The following is a 17,767-nucleotide window of genomic DNA, read 5'->3' as shown; positions in this document are numbered from 1 at the left end:
GGGCGCTGTCGTCATGGCTGTGGTGTCCGCGGTGCTCGTGGCCGCGGCGCTGCTGATCCTCGCGGGGCTCCCGGCGCAGTGGCGGGTGCCGGGGACGGTCTCGCCGCTGATGCCGGCGGGGGTGACCTTCCCGGCGGTCGGCGCGTTCCTCATCGCGTACCGGCCCCGGCTCACGCTGGCGTGGCTGATGTGCGCGGGCGGGCTCGCCGCCGCCGTCCACGACGTCTGCCAGATGGCGATGCTGGCGTCGATGGCGCGCGGGGACCTCGCGCTCGCGGAGTTCCTGAGATTTCCGGCGCAGGCCGGCTGGGCGGTGAGCGGGATCACGCTGGAGACGCTGCTGCCGTTGTACTCCCCGGACGGCAGGCTGCCCTCGCCCCGCTGGCGGGCGGTGGTGCTGCTCGGTGTGGCGTCCGTCGGGGCCGAGACGGCGCGCCAGTTCGTGCGGCCCGACCCGCCCCTCGAGGGCTATCCGCTCCCCGCGGTCGTCCACAACCCGCTGCAGATCCCGGCCCTGGCGCCGTACATGCCGGCGATCGGGACGCTGGCCTGGACGGCGATCGCCGTGTCGCTGGCTCTGGCGGCGCTGTCGCTGCTGCTGCGCTTCCGCCGCGCGGACCCGGCGGGCAGACGGCAGATCGGCTGGCCGCTGTTCGCGTTCGCCGGATACGTCGTGTTCTCGCTCCTGGGTGCGGCCGTGCCCGGGCTGGTCTGGCTGTCGATCGTCTGGGCGGCGCTCGTCCCCGTCGCGATCGTGTTCTCGGTGACGCGCTACCGGTTGTACGGCATCGACACGGTCGTCAGCCGGACCTTCGTCGCCGCGGGGCTGCTGGCCGTGGTCGGCGGCGTCTACTTCGGGGTGGCCGCGCTGTCGAGCCTGGTCGTGTCCGGGTACGACCAGGTCGCCGGGCTCGCCGCCGCCCTTCTCACGGGCGCGTTCTTCCAGCCCCTGCGCCGGGTGCTGCAACGTGCCGTCGACCGCCTGCTCTACGGCCCGGTGGGCGACCCCCGCGTGCTGGCCGAGCGGCTGGTCCACGAGGTGCGCCGGGGCGATCCGGCGCAGGCGCTGGAGCCGGTGATCGGTGTGCTGCGAGAGGGCCTGGCGGTGCAGGGCGTCGCGGTCGAGGTGACCGGCGGCGAGCCGGGGCCGCGGGCCGGGGTGGTCAGCGCGGTCAGCGGGCAGGTCGGCGACCGCCCGCGCGAGGTGCCGCTGGTCTGGCACGGCGAGCGGGTGGGGCGGCTGCTGGTCGGCCCGCCCGCCCCGCGCCGCTTCCCCGCCGCGCACGACGAGCGGGTGCTGGCCACGCTGGTCCCGTACGCGGCCGACGTGGCGCACGCGGTGCGCCTGGCGGCCGACCTGCAACGCTCCCGGGAGCGCATCCTGGCCGCCCGGGAGGAGGAACGGCGGCGGCTGCGCCGCGACCTGCACGACGGTCTGGGGCGCACGCTGGGCGAGATGGCCACGGCCGTCACCATGGCCCGCGCCAGCCTGAAAAGCTCCCCGGAGACGGCGGACAGGCTGCTGCGCGAGTTGCGCTCCGGCATGGACACGGTCACGCACGACGTCCGGCAGCTCGTGTACGGCCTGCGCCCGCCCGTCCTGGACGACCTGGGCCTGGCCGCCGCCCTGCGGGCGCTGGCCGGGCCGGGCGATCCCGAGGGCCCCGCCACCGTGGTGGACGCCGAGGGCGACCTGGCCGACCTGCCCGCCGCCGTCGAGGTGGCCGTCTACCGGATCGCGCAGGAGGCGCTGATCAACGCCCGGCGCCACGCGCGTGCCACCCGGATCCGGGTCGAGCTGCGCCGCGAACCCGCGGCGCTGCGCCTGCTGATCGCCGACGACGGCGTGGGCCTGCCGCCGGAACGCCGTACGGGCCCCGGCCTGACTTCCATGCGCGAGCGCACGGCGGAGCTTGGCGGGATCTGCCTCCTCGCGGGCGAGCCGGGGGCGGGCACCACGGTCGAGGTCACGCTTCCTCTGCCGGGCGACGGAGCGCCGCCGACACGGCGCCACCCCGCCGATCCGCCCGGACAGGGCGCCGGGATGTCCGGCGGGGCGACGGATTTCGTGGTGTCCTGAAGCGATTAGCCGGGGTGGCGGTCCCGCGTTCATCGGAAGGGGAACCTGGGATGACGACACGCGTGGTGCGGGTCCGGGACGCGCGAGCCGCGGCGGCCCGGTGGGTCGCCCGGGAGGCGGCCGCCGCCCCGAACTTCGCCGGGGCCTTCCTGACCGGCTCCACGGCCTGGGCGGACCCCGGCGCGGTGCTGCCGCCCACCTCGGACGTCGACGTGACGGTCGTGGTCACCGATCCCGTCGCGCCGCCCAAGCTCGGCAAGATCCCATGGGACGGCGTGCTCGTCGAGGTCTCGTACCTGTCCTGGGACCGGCTCGCCTCGGCGGCGGAGGTGCTGGCCTCCTGCCACCTGGCCGGGGCCTTCCGCGCCGACACCGTGATCGCCGACCCCACCGGGCGCCTGGCCCGGCTGCGGGCCGCCGTCGCGGCGGGCTTCGCCGAACGGCGCTGGGTCCGCCTGCGCTGCGCGGACGCCGAGAGCCGCATCACCGGCGGCCTCGCGGCGCTCGACGCGCACGCGCCGTTCCACGACCAGGTCACGTCCTGGCTGTTCCCGGCCGGCATCACGACCCACGTGCTCCTCACCGCGGGGCTGCGCAACCCCACCGTACGGCTGCGCTACCCGGCGGTCCGCGAACTCCTGCGGAGCTACGGCCGGATGGACGTCTACGAGGAGCTGCTCGGCCTGCTCGGCTGCGCGCACCTGCCCCGCGAGCGGGTCGAGGCCCACCTCGCCACGATGACGAGGGCGTTCGACGCGGCGGCGGCCGTGGCCCGCACGCCGTTGCCGTTCTCCTCCGACATCACCCGGGCGGCCCGGCCGGTGGCCGTGGACGGCGGTCTCGACCTCGTCACGCGGGGACTGCACCGCGAGGCCGTCTTCTGGATCGCCGCGACGTACGCCCGGTGCCTGAAAGTCCTCGCCGTGGACGCGCCGGGGGAGACGGGCCACCGCGGCGGATTCGCGGACCTCGCCGCCGACCTCGGCATCGGATCGCCGGACGACCTGCCGCGCCGGGCGCGCGAGGTGAGCGCGTACCTGCCCCGCCTGCGCGCGGTCGCCGAGGAGATCATCGCCGCGAACCCGGAGATCAGGGACGCATCAGCTCCCGGTGGGTGACGGGCCCGGCGAGACCCCCGGCGGAGGGCCGGGCGAGAGGCTCGATGACGGGCTCGGTGACAGGCTCGGTGACGGGCTCGGAGACGCGCCCGGCCAGGGCGAGTAGGTGTTCCGCCACGCTCCGGGCGGCAGGACCGGGACGTCGACCCGGACCGACCCCGCGTTCTGGAACCGGAACGTCACCGGGATCGTGCCGCCGCTGCCCAGCGGGCGGGTGAGGCCGGCGAGCAGCACCTGGGGAAGGGCCGTCCCGCCGACGTACCTCCCGCCGGGGATCTCCAGGCCGCCGGCGGGCAGGCGGGCATCCCGGAACAGGCCTCCGGTGTCCACCGCCACCAGGCGGTCGGTGTGGCCGCTCTCGTTGAGCAGCATCATGTAGACCGGCATGTCGGTCCCCGGCGGGGCGGGCTGCTGCGAGCCGAGGATGAAGGCGTTGCGCAGCAGCAGTCCCGGCAGGTTCACGTTCGCCCCGTCGTTCTGGGGCATCGTCTGCGTGTAGTAGTCCTGCTTGATGTCGCCGCAGGCGGCGGTGACGGCCGCGCCCGCGATGCAAAGAGCCGCCAGGATCCTGCGCATGTCGACCTCGGCTCGCTCGGAGGCGTCTTCCGGGTGCGGTACCCCCTCTGGCCGTCGCCTACCGCCGGAAAATTATGCGAGGCTTCAATCCCCGAGCGAGTGGAGGGAACGCCGTGCCGCCGATCTCCCCGGAGAAGGCTCCGGAACAGGCAGGGTTCGTGCCGGACCTGCCCCACCGGCTTGAGGCCCTCGTACGGAGGGGCGGGGCGCCGGCGCTGCACGGCGTCGTCGTGGCCCGGCACGGCGCCGTCGTCCTGGAGTGGTACGGCGGCGGCGAGGACCACGTGCTGAACACCCCGCTCGGCCACGTGGACTTCGGGCCGGACACGCCGCACGATCTGCGCTCGGTCACCAAGAGCCTGGTCGCGCTGCTGTACGGCCTGGCGCTGGAGTCCGGCCTGGTGCCGGAGCCGGACGAGCCGATCCTGACGGTCTTCCCCGAGTACGCCGACCTGGCGGCCGACCCCCGGCGGGCCGGGCTGACCATCGCGCACGCGCTCACGATGACGATGGGCCTGGAATGGGACGAGAGCGCGCCCTACACCAGCCCGGCCAACAGCGAGATCGCGATGGAGATGGCGCCGGACCGCCGCCGGTACGTGCTGGAGCGTCCCTTCGTGGAGGAGCCGGGCGAGCGGTGGCGCTACAGCGGGGGAGCCGCGGCTCTCGTGGGCGCAATCGTCGAGGAGGGCACCGGCCTGCGGCTCGAGGAGTTCGCCCGCACCGCGCTGTTCGAGCCGCTCGGGGTCGGGGCCTTCGAGTGGTCGGCGGGCTCGGACGGCAGGGCCCTGGCCGCCTCGGGCCTGCGCCTGACGCCACGCGGCCTCGCCCGCGTCGGGCAGGCCGTGCTGGACCGGGAGATCGTGCCCGGCTGGATCGGGGAGATGCTGCGCCCCCGGGTGCCCGCCTGGGAGGGCGTCTCCTACGGGTACATGTGGTACGTCGGCCCGGGTGCGCGGGCGACGGCGATCGGCAACGGCGGCCAGCGGCTGTTCCTGCTGCCCGATCTCGATCTCGTCGTGGCCGTCACCGCCGGCGACTACAACGGACCCGGTCAGGACACCGCGCCGAGAGCGGTCCTGGAGGATGTGGTCCTGCCCGCGATCACGTGAGGAGACGCCCGATGATTTTCATCACCGCGAAGTTCCGGGTGCTGCCGCAGCACGCCGACCGGTGGCCGGAGATCACCCGTGAGTTCACCGAGGCGACCCGGGCCGAGCCGGGCTGCCTCTGGTTCGACTGGTCGCGCAGCCTCGACGACCCGGTGGAGTACGTCCTCGTCGAGGCGTTCCGCGACGACGAGGCCGGGGCGGCGCACGTGGGATCGGAACACTTCCAGGAGGCCCGGCGGACGCTGCCGCCCCACCTCGCCGAGACCCCGCGGATCGTCAACGTCACGGTTCCGCAGGACGACTGGTCCCTCCTCGGCGAGATGGCCGTCCCCACCGAAGGGTAGGCACCCCGCCGGGGCGACGAACCGGTCCTGCGGGCGCCTCGGCGAGCCCGCCGGTCCGCCTGGCCGAGGGCGGCAGGCGCAGAGCGTCAGACCTGGGGGACCTTGAGGACGACGGTGTCCTCGGGGCCGACGGGACGCCCGTCGGCGGCCTGGATCAGCAGGGGCGCCAGCGGCCGGGCGGACCGGCGGTCCACCAGCCGGGAATGCGGCTCGTCCTCGTCGAAGAAGTGGCCCTCACCCCACTGCCGGAGGGCGACGATCACCGGGAAGAGTTCCCGGCCCTTCGGGGTCAGGACGTACTCCTGGTAGGCGCTGCCGTCGGAGGCCGGCACGACCTCGAAGACGCCGCCGGCGACCAGGGCGCGCAGCCGTGCGGCGAGGATGTTCTTCGCGACGCCGAGACTTCGCTGGAACTCCCCGAAGCGGCGGTGCCCGTCGAAGGCGTCGCGCACGATCAGCAGCGACCACCAGTCCCCGATGGCGTCCACGGAGCGCGCCACGGGGCAGTCGCTGTCGTCGAAACGAGTCCGTCGCACCATGCCCGTCCCTCTTTCTCACACTCCGTCTGGTTGCAACATGCTACCAAATGTCCCTAGTCTCGCATTGGTAGCAACATGAAACCAGGAGGGCTCATGACCACGTGCCGGACCGCGGACGGACACGCGACGCACACACGGGACGCCGGCCCCGCACCGCGTGGAACCACCCCGCTGTTCGCCGTGGCCGCCGGCACTGCCGTGGCGAACGTCTACTTCGCGCAGCCGCTGCTCGCCACCCTCGCCCAGGACTTCGGAATCGGGCAGGCGGCGGCCGGCGCGATGGTCACGGCGACTCAGCTCGGCTACGGACTGGGCCTGTTCCTCCTGGTGCCTCTCGGCGACGTCATCGATCGGGGAAAGCTGGTGACGAGGCAGTCCCTGCTGCTGGCCGCGGCGCTCGCGGCCCTTGGCGCCGCCCCGTACGCGCCCGTGCTGTTCGCCGCAGCCGCCGCGGTCGGCTTCCTGGCCGTCGTCACCCAGTCGCTGGTCGCCTATGCCGCCGCGCTGAGCACGCCGGTCCGCCGAGGGCGTGTGGTGGGCCAGGTCACGAGTGGCGTCGTGCTCGGGATCCTGCTCGCCCGCACCGTCTCCGGGGTGCTGGCCGACCTGGCTGGCTGGCGCGCCGTCTACCTCGCCTCGGCCGCGGCGATGCTGCTCCTCACCCTCGCGCTGCGGCGTGTCCTGCCTCGCCGGCCCGTGACGCCGCCCCGCATGCCCTACCGCCGGCTGCTGCGTTCCACCGTCGCGCTGTTCGCCGCGGAACCACTCCTGCGAATCCGGGGCGTGCTCGCCCTGCTCGTCTTCGCGTCCTTCAGCACGCTGTGGAGCTGCGTGGCCCTGCCGCTCAGCGCTCCGCCGCTGTCCCTGACGCACACCGCCATCGGCGCCTTCGGCCTCGCCGGCGCCGCCGGTGCCGCGGTCGCCGCGCCCGCCGGCCGCCTGCACGATCGCGGCCTCGGCGAGCGGACCACTGGGGGAGCCCTGCTGCTGCTCGCGATCTCCTGGATCCCCCTGGCCCTCACCCAGCGGTCCCTGTGGGCTCTCGCGCTCGGCGCGGTCCTGCTCGACCTGGCGGTGCAGGCCGTCCACGTCACCAGCCAGAGCATGATCTACGCCCACCGTCCCGACGCGGGCAGCCGGGTCATCGGCGGCTACATGATGTTCTACTCCGTGGGCAGCGCAGCCGGAGCGCTGGCCTCCACCGCCGTCTACAGCGTCGCGGGCTGGGGCGCCGTCTGCCTGCTCGGCGCGGCTTTCAGCCTGGCGGCCCTCGCCGTCTGGGGACTGTCCGCGAGCCGGTCCCGCCCCGCGACGCGCGGATGCCCTCGGAACCCCGCATCGGGTTCCGAGGGCATCGTGGCTCGTCAGTAGCCGAGCTCGCCGAGGTCGGGCTGCTGCCAGCCGCCCTGCGGCACGTCGCCCTTGTACGGCCCCCCGACGACCGGGGGCACGAAGGTCTCCTTGATCGTGCGGGCGTTGACCCAGCGGATCAGGTTGAAGATCGAGCCGGCCTTGTCGTTGGTGCCCGAGGCCCGGGCCCCGCCGAACGGCTGCTGCCCGACGACCGCGCCGGTGGGCTTGTCGTTGACGTAGAAGTTGCCCGCCGCGAAGCGCAGCCGCTCGGTGGCGTCGGCGATCGCGTACCGGTCCCGCGCTATGACCGACCCGGTCAGCGCGTACGGCGCGACGCTCTCCATCTGGTCCAGCACGGTGTCGTACGCCGCGTCGTCGTAGACGTGGACGGCGAGGATCGGGCCGAAGTACTCCTTCGAGAAGACCTCGTCGGCGGGATCGGCGCACTCCAGCACGGTCGGCCGCACGAAGTAGCCGGCCGAGTCGTCGTAGGAGCCGGTGAGCACCTCGATCGAGTCCGCGGAACGCGCCCGGTCGATCGCCTCCCTGTGCTTGGCGAAGGCCCGCGCGTCGATGACCGCGCCCATGAACGTCGACAGGTCGCCCGACACGTCGCCCACGGTGAGCGACTCGGCCGCCGACACGAAGTCGTCGCGCATCCGGGTCCACAGCGAGCGCGGCACGTACGCCCGGGAGGCCGCCGAGCACTTCTGGCCCTGGTATTCGAACGCGCCCCGCAGCAGCGCGGTGGACAGCGCCCCGGCCTCCGCGGACGGGTGCGCCAGGATGAAGTCCTTGCCGCCGGTCTCGCCGACGAGCCGCGGATAGCCCCGGTAGCCCGCGATGTTCTCCCCGACCGTGCGCCACAGGTGCTGGAACGTGGCCGTCGAGCCGGTGAAGTGGATCCCGGCCAGCTCGGGATGGGGCAGCGCGACCTCGGAGATCGCGCCGCCGTTGCCGGTGACCATGTTGATCACCCCGGGCGGCAGCCCGGCCGCCTCCAGCAGCCGCATGGTGAAGTGCGCCGAGAACTGCTGCGTCGGCGACGGCTTCCACACCACGACGTTGCCCATCAGCGCCGCCGCCGCCGGCAGGTTGGCCGCGATGGAGGTGAAGTTGAACGGCGTGATCGCCAGGACGAAGCCCTCCAGCGGGCGGAACTCCATGCGGTTCCACACGCCCGGCGACGACTGCGGCTGCTCGGCGAGCAGCCGCCGGGCGTAGGCGACGTTGAACCGGAAGAAGTCGATCAGCTCGCACGCGGCGTCGATCTCGGCCTGCTGCGCCGACTTCGACTGGCCGAGGATGGTGGACGCGTTGAGCGTGGCCCGCCACGGGCCGCTGAGCAGTTCGGCGGCCCGGAGGAACACCGCGGCGCGCTCCTCGAACGGCAGGGCCCGCCAGCGCGGCGCGGCCTCCAGTGCGGCGTCGACGGCCGCCCTGACGTCGGCCGTGGTGGCGTCGGCCGTACGGCCGAGCACGGCGGCGTGGTTGTGCGGCTGCACGACGTCGATCGGGGCGCCGCCGGCCATGCGCCGCTCGCCGCCGATCGTCATCGTCAGGTCGAGGGTCGTCCCGGACAGCTCCTTGATCCGGGTCTCCAGGGCCGCGCGCTCGGCGCTGCCCGGCCCGTACCCGTGCACCGGCTCGTTCGCCGGCACCGGGACATCGCTGATCGCATCCATCATTTACCCCTCAAAGCGCGAAGGAAGAAGGCGACGTTGGCCGGGCGCTCGGCCAGGCGGCGCATGAAGTAGCCGTACCAGTCGTCGCCGTAGGGGACGTAGACCCGCACCCGGGACCCGGCCGCGGCCAGCGCCGCCTGCCTGTCGGCCCGGATGCCGAAGAGCATCTGGAACTCGTAGTCGCCGGTGCCGCGCCCGGCGCTCACCGCGAGCGACTCGGCGATCGCGATCAGCCGGTCGTCGTGCGTGGCCACCATCGGATAGCCCGTGCCGTTCATGAGCACGCGCAGGCACCGCACGTACGCGCGGTCGACCTCGGCCTTGCTCTGCCAGGCCACCGAGGCGGGCTCGCGGTAGGCGCCCTTGACCAGCCGCACCCGCGACCCGGCGAGGTCGCGGCAGTCGGCCTCACTGCGGAACAGGTAGGCCTGGATCGCCACGCCCGTCTCCGGGAAGTCCTCCCGCAGCGTGCGCAGCACGCCGAGCGTCGCGTCGACGGTGGTGTGGTCCTCCATGTCCAGGGTGACCGTGGCGCCGCACTCCCGCGCCGCCGCGCAGATCTGCCGCGCGTTCTCCAGGGCCATGCCCGGGTCGAGGGCCTGGCCGACGGCCGACAGCTTGACCGACACCTCGGCCCGGTCGCCGAGGCCGAGCGGCCGCAGCTCCTCCAGCAGCGAGACGTACGCCTTGGCGGCGGCGACGGCGGTGCCGGGATCCCGGACCTCCTCGCCCAGATGATCGATGGTGACGGACAGCCCCGAGCCGGTCAGGCGGCGCGTCGCGGCGACGGCGTCCGCGGCGGACTCTCCGGCCACGAAACGGTCGACGACCTTGCGCGTGAGCGGGAGCCCCGACACGGCCCGGCGGGCGAGCGGGCTGCGTGAGCCCGCGAGAAGCAGGGAACCGAGCATGGACTCAGGCTAAATCCGCACGTCACGGAAGTTCCACGGACATCCGCCACAGCATTTTTCGACAAATGCACAAGAATGTCAGCATGCAAGACATCGTCGATGAGATCTCCCGCCTGCTGGACGCCTCCGTGACACTGGAGGACCGCTCGTTCAACCTGCTGGCGTACGGCGCGCAGAGCGGGGACATCGACCGGGTGCGGCAGGAGTCGATCCTGCGCAGGCACGCCTCCGACGAGGTGCGCGCGCACTTCGAGGCGTACGGCATCGCCACCGCGACGGGCCCGGTGCGGATCCCCGGGCTGCCCGGCCTGCTCGGCCGCGTGTGCGTGCCGCTGCGGCACGGCGGGGTGACCTACGGCTACCTGTGGGCGCTCGAATCCGGCGCGCTCACCGACGAGCGCCTGGCCACCGTCGCGCCGCTGGTGGGCCGCGCGGCCGCGCTGCTGGCCACGCAGGCCCGTGGCCGGCACGCCCCGCTGCGCCCGTTCTTCTCCGCCGACCCCGCGGTCCGCGCCACCGCCGGGGTGCACGTCGAGGGACCGGTGACGGCGGTGGCCGTCCGGACGCCGGCGGAGGTCCCCGGGCCGCCGCGCACGCTGCCGCGCGGCGTGCTGGCCGACCCGGACGTGACCGAGACGGCCGTGGACGCGCCGCTCCTCGCCGTGCTGGCGCCCGCCGCGCAGGCCGCGCCCGTCGCCCGCCTCCTGCATGGCCTGTACGGCATGGCCGCCGGGATCGGGGGCCCGCGCGACGACCCGGGGGAGGCCTGGCAGAGCTGGCGGGAGGCGCTGCTGGCGCTGCGGGTGGCCGAGCACGTCGAGCGGCACGCCCCGATCGCCGACTGGAGCGGGCTCGGCGTCTACCGGCTGCTGGCCCGGCTGTCCCCGCGCGACCTGGCCGACCTCGCCGCCGAGTCCGCCGCGCTCACGCCCCGGATCGCCACGAGCGTGGAGGCCTACCTCGACCACGCCGGGCAGGTCCAGGAGACGGCGGCGGCGCTGGGCGTGCACCGGCAGACGCTGTACTACCGCCTGGGCAAGGCCGGGCACCTCACGGGCCTCGACCTCGCCGACGGGGAGGACCGCCTGCTGCTCCACCTGTCGCTGAAGGCGGCGGCCCTCCTCCCCGGCCATCTGTGACCTATCGGATCCGGGTCATGTTCGACTCGTAGCCCCCGCCGCCCGGGTAGTTCCAGCGGCCGGTCATGGCGTCGCCGTCGGCGGTGAAGGTGCCCCGGAAGTACGCCGGAGACCCCTTCTCGCCGAACCAGATGGTCAGCGTGTCGCCGTCGATTTCGTAGACGTAGTCCAGCGTGTCGCCACTGCTGCCGTAGTAGCGCGACTTGATGTCCTCACTCGGCTTGTCGGCCCCGTAGGACCTCTCACGGCCGATGACCTCGACGCCGACGATCGGCTGGCCGTCCTGCTCCATCCGGATGTCCTGGATGAGGAAGAAGCCCCCCTCCATCCAGCGATAGGTGACCGTGCCCTCCGCGCCGCCGGTCACGCGCCACGAGCCGACCAGCCGGTCCAGCGCCCTGACCTGCTCGTCCGGCTGCGTCGTTCCGGTGATGTCCGACATGGTGTTCTCCTTCTCCCGTCGTGCGATAGCGCTCGTATGACGGTGCGGGCGGGAGAAGGGAATCGGTCCGTACGGAGGACGTGTGTCACGGTTCGGTAACGGCCGGCTGTATGGAGAGCGGCAGGCCGAAGATGGGCAGCAACTCGGGGCCGAAGGTGGTGATCTCCGTGACGAGGCCGTCCTCGGCGCACAGGACGTCGATGTTGACCGCGGTGAAGGAGGTCTCCCCGGGCCGCCGCACGTAGTTCGCCACCGCGGGCTGCCGGTTGACCGCGAGCGGCACGCAGTGCCACTCGCCCCAGCGCTCCTCGCCTTCGAGGACCGGCCGCCACATGTCGAGCACGGCCGCCCGCCCGGCGAACACCAGGGCGGCGGGCGGCATGGCCTGCCGGACGTCCTCGCGCAGCAGCGCCGCCAGCGCCGTCAGGTCGGCGTTCCTGGAGGCGGTGACGTAGCGCTCCAGCAGGTCGAGTTCGACGCGGCTGGGCCGGGTGGCCGCGGCCCAGTCCGCCCGCCGCCTGGGCAGACGGTCGCGCAGCGTCGCGCGGGCGCGCTGCGAGGCGCTCTTGACCGAGGCGACGCTCATCTCCAGCGCTTCGGCGGTCTCGGTCACCGGCCAGCCGGCCACGTCGCGCAGGATCAGCACGGCCCGCTGCCGCGGCGGAAGGTGCTGGATCGCCGCGAGGAACGCCAGCTCGACCGTCTCCCGGGCGATGGCGGCCGCGTCGGGCCCGCCCTCGTCCGGCGCCGCCAGATCGAGCAGTTCGTCCGGATAGGGCTGGAGCCAGGGGACGTCGGCGGGGGCCGGACGCCCCGGCTGTCCCGGAGCGTCCGCCGCCGCCACCTCGCGGGCGCGGGCGCCGGACAGCGCGTCCAGGCAGGCGTTCGTGGCGATCCGGTAGAGCCACGCCCGGAACGTCGAGCGCCCCTCGAAGCTCCGCCGCGCGCGCCAGGCCCGCAGGAGCGTCTCCTGCACCAGGTCTTCCGCCTCCGTGAACGACCCGAGCATCCGGTAACAGTGCACCCGCAGCTCGTGCCGGTGACGCGCGGCGAGCTCGCCGAACACGGCCTCGTCGCCCGCCCGGACGGCCTCCACAGCCGGATCCGCCGCCCCGCCCGTGGCCGATTGCGCGGCCGGTTGCGCGGCCGGTTCCCCAGCGGGCCGCCCGCCCGCGTTGTCCCGCCCGCTCACACCCGCCCCGCGTCCACGTCGCACCTCCGGATCACCCGGAAGGCTACCGCCCCGGAGCCCGGTAGATCCGCACCCAGTCGACGTACACCGTGCCGTACACCGTGCCGCCGCCGGAGGCGCCGTTGCGCAGCATCAGGCCCATCCCCTCGGACCGGGGGACGTACGGGCCGGTGTAGTTCCACACCTGCCTGCCGTCCAGCCAGAAGGTCACCCGGCCGGGCAGCCAGTCGACGGTGATCGTGTGCCACTGGGTGAAATCGGCCGCCATCTCGGCCCGGGCCCGCTCCCGGCCCTGTCGTACGGAGAACTCCGCGCGCCGCCCGCCGGCGTCGCCGATCGCCGTCACGCCGATCTCCGCGTCCTCCGCTCCCGCGCCGTCGGCCTGGGGGAACTCCTCGTACCGCGAGCCGGTGTATTCGGCGTATCGCGCGTCGCCGTATTCGGGAGCGCCCGATCCGGCGGACCGCAGCAGCGCGACGGGAAGCGCGCCGTCCTCGGCCCGCAGGCGGACCTCCCAGCGGCCGTACCGCTGGACCGACGCCGCCGACAGGTCCGCCTCCTGGCCGCCCTCGCCGAGGCGGAGGGCCTCCCCGCCGAAGTCCTCCACCAGGGCAGGGCTGCCCCAGCCGCCCGTGGCGGCGCCGGAGGAGCGGGGGAGGGGCGTACGCGACGGCGCGGAGGGCTGCCGCGCGGCCCCGCCCGCGCCCCCGGGGATCACCCGGGCGGGCGCGCGGTCCTCCCGGGGCACGTCCTCCGGTTCGATGACGTCCACCACGACCGGCCGGTCCGTGGTGCGCACCGGCCGCGCCAGCCGCATCGGAGGCTCGGCCTCAGTGGTGGGCGCGGGCGTCGCCCGCGGGCTGGGGGAGGAGACGAGCGAGGGGCTCGGGGAGGGACGCGGCGACGGCGCCGCGGGGACGTCGCCGATCTTCTCCGCGGCCTTCTCGCCCTCCTGGCCGGCGGCGCCCTCGTCCGCCGTCGCGGCGGCCGCGGTGGCGGTCTGCGTCGCGCCCAGTCCCGCCGCGTTCGCGTTTCCCGGCAGGACGCCGGATGAACCGGGGGAGGACGCGGACCTCTGCGCGGTGGACTCGCCCCCGGCGTTGAACACCTTCGTGGAGTCCCCGCTCGAACATGCGGTGGCGGCGGCGATGAGCATCGCCGCCGCCACCGCTAAACCAGGCCCATGAAGTGACATGAGCCGAGTTAATCACATGAATTCACTCAGATAACGGCCCTAATCCGGTAATATCGCTTGCCTTTACGCGCAGGTCTTCTCATATACGCGAAGCAGTTCCATGCTGATTCGCTCGACCGAATAGCGGGAACGGGCGCGGTCGGCGGCCGCGTAGCCGATGGCCGTACGCAGGGTGGCGTCGCCGAGCAGGCGGCGGATCCGGTGGGCGATCTCCAGCGGGCGGTCGGGCCGGGTCAGGAATCCGGTCACGCCGTCCACCACCGAGTCGAGGTGCGCCCCGGACGCCGAGGCGATGACCGGGATGCCGCACGCCATGGCCTCCAGCGCCGCCGTGCCCGTGGGGACGGTCGGCGGCAGCGACAGCACCAGATCGGCGCTGCGCATGAGCTTGGGCATCGCGGTGTGCGGGACCATGCCGAGCATCTCCACGCGGTCGGCCACGCCGTGCTCCCCGGCGAGGGCGCGCAGCCGCTCGACGCTCAGGTCGTCGCCGCCGGCGATCACGAGCTCGGCCTCCGGCACGGCCCGCAGCGCGTGCACGGCGTAGTCGGCGCCCACGTGCCCCACGTGCAGGAGACGGGGCCGCTCGCCTCTCGGGAAGGCGGGGCCCTGGCGGCGGAACCGCTCGATGTCCACGCCGTGCGGGACGACCGAGATGTTGCGGCGCGGCACGCCCATCCGGATCAGCTCCGACTCCTCGTCGGCGCAGGCGGCGATGACCGCCCTGGCGCGGCGCCCGATCGCGCACTCCAGCCGCCGCACGGGCGCGGCGCTGCGGCTGTCGTCGTAGTGGCTGTGGAAGGTCTGGGTCACCGGCACGCCCAGGCCCTCGGACCCGGCGATGGCGGCCAGGCCGCTGGACCACGAGTAGGCGTGGATGATGTCCGGGCGGTGCTCCCGCCAGCGGCGCCGCAGGCCGTCGCTGAAGTCCGAGATGTAGGGGAGGAGGTCGCTCTCCGACAGCTCCATGTCGGGTCCGGCGGGCACGTGCTCGACGCCGTCCCCCTTGACCTTCGACCGGGTGTAGACGGTGACCCGGTGGCCCCGCCCCAGCTCACGGGCGATGGCGGGAGTGTCGGGAGTCAGTTCGTGCGCGGAGACGATCGCGATATCCATGGCACACCTCAAGACAGGAAGGCGTCTGAAAGGGTGTGCCTGCGTCCTAGGCACGCTCGATGTAGATGATGTTTACCTTACTCTGATTCGCGCTAAACGCCTAATCGGGAAAAATCATGCGCTCTCCTGCAGCCGGGAGGTGGCCGCCCGCAGCCTGATCCGGCAGCCGCCCGCCTCCTGCCGTATGTCCAGGTGGTCGCAGATCTGGCGGGCCAGCCACAGGCCGTCCCCGGGCCGCTCGTCCGGTCCCGGGGGCGTGAAACCGGCGAGCGGGTCGCATGCGGTCTCCCGGCCGGCCCACAGGTCGTACACCAGCGCCCCGAAGCTCTCCCACGTCCGGACGGTCAGCGGCAGGCCCAGGTAGCGGGCCGCCTCGTGCACGGCCACGCACAGCAGCGCGGTCCTGTCCTCGGCCAGCCCGTGGAGCCGGGCCTGCCTGCCGGCGAAGTGCCGCACGCCGTGCAGGTGGCCGATCGTCGCGGCCGCGGCGTCCGGGGGAGCCTGCGGCAGTGGTTCGCGGTCGCACTCGCGGATGAACCGGACCGGGTCGGTGTACGCGGGCGACGCCCGCCGCTCCCGGCCGCCGATGCTGATCGAGGGGTGGGTGCGCAGCGCGGCCTCGACGAGGCCGGGATCGGCCGCCCTGGTGTCGTACGGGCAGATCATCCACACGCCCGTGCCGGCGAGGATCACGTTGAGCGCCGACTCCATCCGCTTCCAGGCCGCGACGTCGCGGGAGGAGCGGCCCGTCCACACCGGCTCGGCCAGGATGCGCACCCGTCCGCGCGCCGCGTTGCGCTCCCAATAGCGCAGGAACGCCGCCGCCCGCTGCGCGGTGCGGCGGCCGAAGTAGGCGCTCTCGGCGTAGTCGACCTCCCGGGCGTCGTGGCCGAGCGCGGCGCCGAGGAGATCGAGGTTCTCCGCGGTCGTGGTGACCAGCACCGGCTCGCCCCTGGCGAGCCCGTCCCGCACGAACGGCACGGCCATCCCGAGGAACTCGTCGCCGGAGCCGTAGAGACCGGCCTCGTGGATCAAGCCGAGGCCGCCGACCGGTTCGTATCGCTCTGCCATGCGATCGCCCCCACGCACCGCGTCCACCTCAGTCCACCACGTCCGGGTGGGGGCGGCAAATCCCGTCAGCGGGATCGGCGCAGCGTGAGAACGGTGATCTCGTCGACCACGTGGCTGCCGCAGAAGGCCCGGTGGTCCTCCTCGATGGCCTTGACGACCGCGCCCGGGGGCTGCCCGGCGCAGCGGGCGAGGGCCTCGGTGAGCCGCTGCTCGCCGTAGTTGTCACCGGCGGGGCTCTGTGAGCCCACCAGGCCGTCGCTGTACAGCACGAGCGTCTCCCCGGACGACAGGGTGAGCTCCTCCGTCGCGGGGACCGAGCCCTCCTCGAAGCCCAGCGGGACGCCGCCGCCCTCGGAGAACCGGACGGCGCCGCCCGGCTGGATCAGCGCCGCCGGATGGTGTCCCGCGGAGGCGAGCCGCACCTTGCGGCCTCGGACGAAGCCCGCGGCGGCCATCACGAACAGACCCGTGTGCTGTGCGACGAGGGCGTCGCTGACCTTGCGCAGGGCCTGTCCCGGGTCGTCCTCCCACACGCTCAGCACGCGCAGGCCGTTGCGGACCATGGCGGTGACGGCGGCCGCCTCCTCGCCGCGCCCGGCCGCGCTGCCGATGACGAAGCCCCACCCGTTCTTCACGGGGAACACGTCGTAGAACTCGCCGCCGATGGCCCGCATGCCGGAGCCGGGATGGTAGGCGGCCGCGATCTCGAAGCCGGGAATGTCGGGGAGGGTGCGGGGGAGCACGCCGGTCTGCAGGGTGTCGGCGGCCTGCGCCCGGCGCTGGAACCCCTGCTGGGCCCGCATCGCCAGGCCGAGGTGCAGGCCGATCTCCTCCATGAGACCCAGGTCGGCCAGGCCGAAGGGCGGCCGTTCGCGCAGCCGCACCAGGGTGAGCACGCCACGCGCCTCGTCCTCGGCGCGGATCGGCACGCTGAGCAGCGAGCCCGCGCGCATCGCCTGGAGCACGCCGCCGCCGAGCAGGGAGTCGTCGGTCAGCATCTCGTGGACGACGCCGCTCTGCGTGGTGAGCACCTGCTCCACCACCGGCGTCTTCGCGGGCGGGGCCTCCTCGATCGTCCGCTGCAGCCGCCCGACCGGCTGGTCGCTCGGCCCGATGACGACCGACCGGACCAGGCCGCCGTCGCCGGCGACGTCCGCGATCACCCAGTCGGCCGTCTCCGCGGCCAGCAGACGGGCCGCCCGAAGCAGGGCGACGGGCTCGCGCAGGCTCTCCTCGTCCAGCAGCAGCCCCGTCAGCCGCGACAGCAGCTCGTGCCGCCGGGCCGCCGCCAGGAGAGCGGTGTCGTCGGGCGCGCCCGTCCGCACGGGCGGCTCCGGCAGCTGGACCTCGGTGGGCAGCACGACCCCGGCGATCATCTCCTGCGGCTCGCCCGGCATGCGCAGGCGGCTCAGCACCAGCCGTACGGTGTGGGCGCGGCCCTGGTGGGTCAGCCGGGTCTGGAGCGAGGCGTTGTCCTCGCCGTGGAGGACGGCGGCGAAGCGCTGCCGGAAGGCGGCGCGGGCGGTCACGTCGACGAGCAGCGGGAAGGCGCGGCCGATGAGGTAGCCGGCGGGGCTGCCGAGCAGACGGGTGGTCTCGTTGTTGATGCGGCGCACCGTGCCGCCCGTGTCCATGATGATCACGGGGATCGGCAGCGCGCGGAACACCTGCCGCAGCAGCTTCTGTTCGCGCTGGCTGCCGCCGTCCCTGCGCCTGCGGCTGCGCACCAGCTCGCTCAGGGCCTTGCGGAGCAGTTCCTCGGCGGCGTCCAGCTCCCGTAGCATCGCACCCGGATCGGGTTCGTCCCGTAGGGTGGCGATGCGGTCGGCGAGCCCGCTCAACGCGCGCTCAAGCTCGGCGGTGTCGGGCAAGCTGCCCCCCTCTCTCGACGTAG

Annotated in this window: 16 protein-coding genes; 6 read left to right on the top strand and 10 right to left on the bottom strand. The window is 73.8% G+C overall.

What is annotated here, in order from left to right:
• Nucleotides 1-13 precede the first annotated feature (13 nt).
• On the top strand, nucleotides 14-2,080 hold the full coding sequence (locus tag ACWEQG_RS21475; protein WP_452287044.1) for a sensor histidine kinase: 2,067 nt from the start codon (nucleotides 14-16) through the stop codon (nucleotides 2,078-2,080).
• Nucleotides 2,081-2,130: 50 nt separating this feature from the next.
• Nucleotides 2,131-3,198 (top strand): hypothetical protein, encoded by a 1,068-nt coding sequence (locus tag ACWEQG_RS21470; RefSeq protein ID WP_452287042.1) that lies wholly within the window; start codon nucleotides 2,131-2,133, stop codon nucleotides 3,196-3,198.
• Here the strand turns inward: ACWEQG_RS21470 and ACWEQG_RS21465 are convergent.
• Nucleotides 3,181-3,774: a hypothetical protein gene (locus ACWEQG_RS21465; RefSeq protein WP_452287040.1), complete on the bottom strand. Its 594-nt coding sequence runs from the start codon at nucleotides 3,772-3,774 to the stop codon at nucleotides 3,181-3,183. The genes ACWEQG_RS21470 and ACWEQG_RS21465 overlap by 18 nt on opposite strands.
• A gap of 113 nt (nucleotides 3,775-3,887) precedes the next feature.
• On the opposite strand from ACWEQG_RS21465, the gene ACWEQG_RS21460 reads away from it, so the two are divergent.
• Entirely contained in the window at nucleotides 3,888-4,886 is a 999-nt protein-coding gene (locus tag ACWEQG_RS21460; RefSeq protein WP_452287038.1) for a serine hydrolase domain-containing protein, read from the top strand.
• Nucleotides 4,887-4,897: 11 nt separating this feature from the next.
• On the top strand, nucleotides 4,898-5,230 hold the full coding sequence (locus tag ACWEQG_RS21455) for a putative quinol monooxygenase (protein ID WP_452287036.1): 333 nt from the start codon (nucleotides 4,898-4,900) through the stop codon (nucleotides 5,228-5,230).
• 86 nt (nucleotides 5,231-5,316) lie between these two features.
• Here ACWEQG_RS21455 and ACWEQG_RS21450 read toward each other — a convergent pair whose 3' ends face one another.
• Nucleotides 5,317-5,769 (bottom strand): winged helix-turn-helix transcriptional regulator, encoded by a 453-nt coding sequence (locus tag ACWEQG_RS21450; RefSeq protein WP_452287034.1) that lies wholly within the window; start codon nucleotides 5,767-5,769, stop codon nucleotides 5,317-5,319.
• Between the two features lie 93 nt (nucleotides 5,770-5,862).
• On the opposite strand from ACWEQG_RS21450, the gene ACWEQG_RS21445 reads away from it, so the two are divergent.
• On the top strand, nucleotides 5,863-7,140 hold the full coding sequence (locus ACWEQG_RS21445; protein ID WP_452287032.1) for an MFS transporter: 1,278 nt from the start codon (nucleotides 5,863-5,865) through the stop codon (nucleotides 7,138-7,140).
• On the opposite strand, the gene pruA is transcribed toward ACWEQG_RS21445, so the two are convergent.
• Nucleotides 7,134-8,807 (bottom strand): L-glutamate gamma-semialdehyde dehydrogenase, encoded by a 1,674-nt coding sequence (gene pruA, locus ACWEQG_RS21440; protein ID WP_452287279.1) that lies wholly within the window; start codon nucleotides 8,805-8,807, stop codon nucleotides 7,134-7,136. The two genes, ACWEQG_RS21445 and pruA, sit on opposite strands and share 7 nt — an antisense overlap.
• Nucleotides 8,807-9,718: a proline dehydrogenase family protein gene (locus ACWEQG_RS21435; protein WP_363472383.1), complete on the bottom strand. Its 912-nt coding sequence runs from the start codon at nucleotides 9,716-9,718 to the stop codon at nucleotides 8,807-8,809. The genes pruA and ACWEQG_RS21435 overlap by 1 nt, the downstream gene beginning before the upstream one ends.
• 83 nt (nucleotides 9,719-9,801) lie before the next feature.
• Between ACWEQG_RS21435 and ACWEQG_RS21430 the strand changes: the two genes are divergently transcribed.
• Nucleotides 9,802-10,857 carry a PucR family transcriptional regulator gene (locus ACWEQG_RS21430; protein ID WP_452287030.1) on the top strand — a complete coding sequence of 352 codons (1,056 nt, stop codon included), beginning with the start codon at nucleotides 9,802-9,804 and terminating at the stop codon, nucleotides 10,855-10,857.
• Between the two features lies 1 nt (nucleotide 10,858).
• Here the strand turns inward: ACWEQG_RS21430 and ACWEQG_RS21425 are convergent, their stop codons facing one another.
• The 6 genes from ACWEQG_RS21425 to ACWEQG_RS21400 all read right to left on the bottom strand — a co-directional run bounded on the left by ACWEQG_RS21425 (nucleotide 10,859) and on the right by ACWEQG_RS21400 (nucleotide 17,744).
• The gene (locus ACWEQG_RS21425) at nucleotides 10,859-11,299 is read right to left on the bottom strand and encodes a hypothetical protein (RefSeq protein ID WP_452287028.1); all 441 of its coding nucleotides are present in this window, start codon (nucleotides 11,297-11,299) and stop codon (nucleotides 10,859-10,861) included.
• 85 nt (nucleotides 11,300-11,384) lie between these two features.
• The gene (locus ACWEQG_RS21420; RefSeq protein ID WP_452287026.1) at nucleotides 11,385-12,395 is read right to left on the bottom strand and encodes an RNA polymerase subunit sigma-70; all 1,011 of its coding nucleotides are present in this window, start codon (nucleotides 12,393-12,395) and stop codon (nucleotides 11,385-11,387) included.
• A gap of 139 nt (nucleotides 12,396-12,534) precedes the next feature.
• Nucleotides 12,535-13,659 (bottom strand): glycoside hydrolase family 16 protein, encoded by a 1,125-nt coding sequence (locus ACWEQG_RS21415; RefSeq protein ID WP_452287024.1) that lies wholly within the window; start codon nucleotides 13,657-13,659, stop codon nucleotides 12,535-12,537.
• A 90-nt stretch (nucleotides 13,660-13,749) separates the two neighbouring features.
• Nucleotides 13,750-14,802, bottom strand: a complete 1,053-nt coding sequence (locus tag ACWEQG_RS21410) for a glycosyltransferase (RefSeq protein WP_363474078.1) — start codon at nucleotides 14,800-14,802, stop codon at nucleotides 13,750-13,752.
• Between the two features lie 114 nt (nucleotides 14,803-14,916).
• The gene (locus ACWEQG_RS21405; protein WP_452287022.1) at nucleotides 14,917-15,873 is read right to left on the bottom strand and encodes an anti-sigma factor RsbA family regulatory protein; all 957 of its coding nucleotides are present in this window, start codon (nucleotides 15,871-15,873) and stop codon (nucleotides 14,917-14,919) included.
• A 65-nt stretch (nucleotides 15,874-15,938) separates the two neighbouring features.
• On the bottom strand, nucleotides 15,939-17,744 hold the full coding sequence (locus tag ACWEQG_RS21400; RefSeq protein WP_452287020.1) for a SpoIIE family protein phosphatase: 1,806 nt from the start codon (nucleotides 17,742-17,744) through the stop codon (nucleotides 15,939-15,941).
• Between the last annotated feature and the right edge of the window lie 23 nt (nucleotides 17,745-17,767).

It is taken from the genome of Microbispora sp. NPDC004025, from assembly GCF_053604425.1.
Note: the sequence above shows the minus strand (reverse complement) of the source record. Positions and strands in the feature narration are given on the sequence as shown.

Coding starts and splice junctions, on each gene's coding strand:
- ACWEQG_RS21475 (WP_452287044.1), top strand. CDS start 14: ATGGCTGTGGTGTCCGCGGTGCTCGTGGCCGCGGCGCTGCTGATCCTC.
- ACWEQG_RS21470 (WP_452287042.1), top strand. CDS start 2,131: ATGACGACACGCGTGGTGCGGGTCCGGGACGCGCGAGCCGCGGCGGCC.
- ACWEQG_RS21465 (WP_452287040.1), bottom strand. CDS start 3,774: ATGCGCAGGATCCTGGCGGCTCTTTGCATCGCGGGCGCGGCCGTCACC.
- ACWEQG_RS21455 (WP_452287036.1), top strand. CDS start 4,898: ATGATTTTCATCACCGCGAAGTTCCGGGTGCTGCCGCAGCACGCCGAC.
- ACWEQG_RS21450 (WP_452287034.1), bottom strand. CDS start 5,769: ATGGTGCGACGGACTCGTTTCGACGACAGCGACTGCCCCGTGGCGCGC.
- ACWEQG_RS21445 (WP_452287032.1), top strand. CDS start 5,863: ATGACCACGTGCCGGACCGCGGACGGACACGCGACGCACACACGGGAC.
- pruA (WP_452287279.1), bottom strand. CDS start 8,807: ATGGATGCGATCAGCGATGTCCCGGTGCCGGCGAACGAGCCGGTGCAC.
- ACWEQG_RS21435 (WP_363472383.1), bottom strand. CDS start 9,718: ATGCTCGGTTCCCTGCTTCTCGCGGGCTCACGCAGCCCGCTCGCCCGC.
- ACWEQG_RS21430 (WP_452287030.1), top strand. CDS start 9,802: ATGCAAGACATCGTCGATGAGATCTCCCGCCTGCTGGACGCCTCCGTG.
- ACWEQG_RS21425 (WP_452287028.1), bottom strand. CDS start 11,299: ATGTCGGACATCACCGGAACGACGCAGCCGGACGAGCAGGTCAGGGCG.
- ACWEQG_RS21410 (WP_363474078.1), bottom strand. CDS start 14,802: ATGGATATCGCGATCGTCTCCGCGCACGAACTGACTCCCGACACTCCC.
- ACWEQG_RS21405 (WP_452287022.1), bottom strand. CDS start 15,873: ATGGCAGAGCGATACGAACCGGTCGGCGGCCTCGGCTTGATCCACGAG.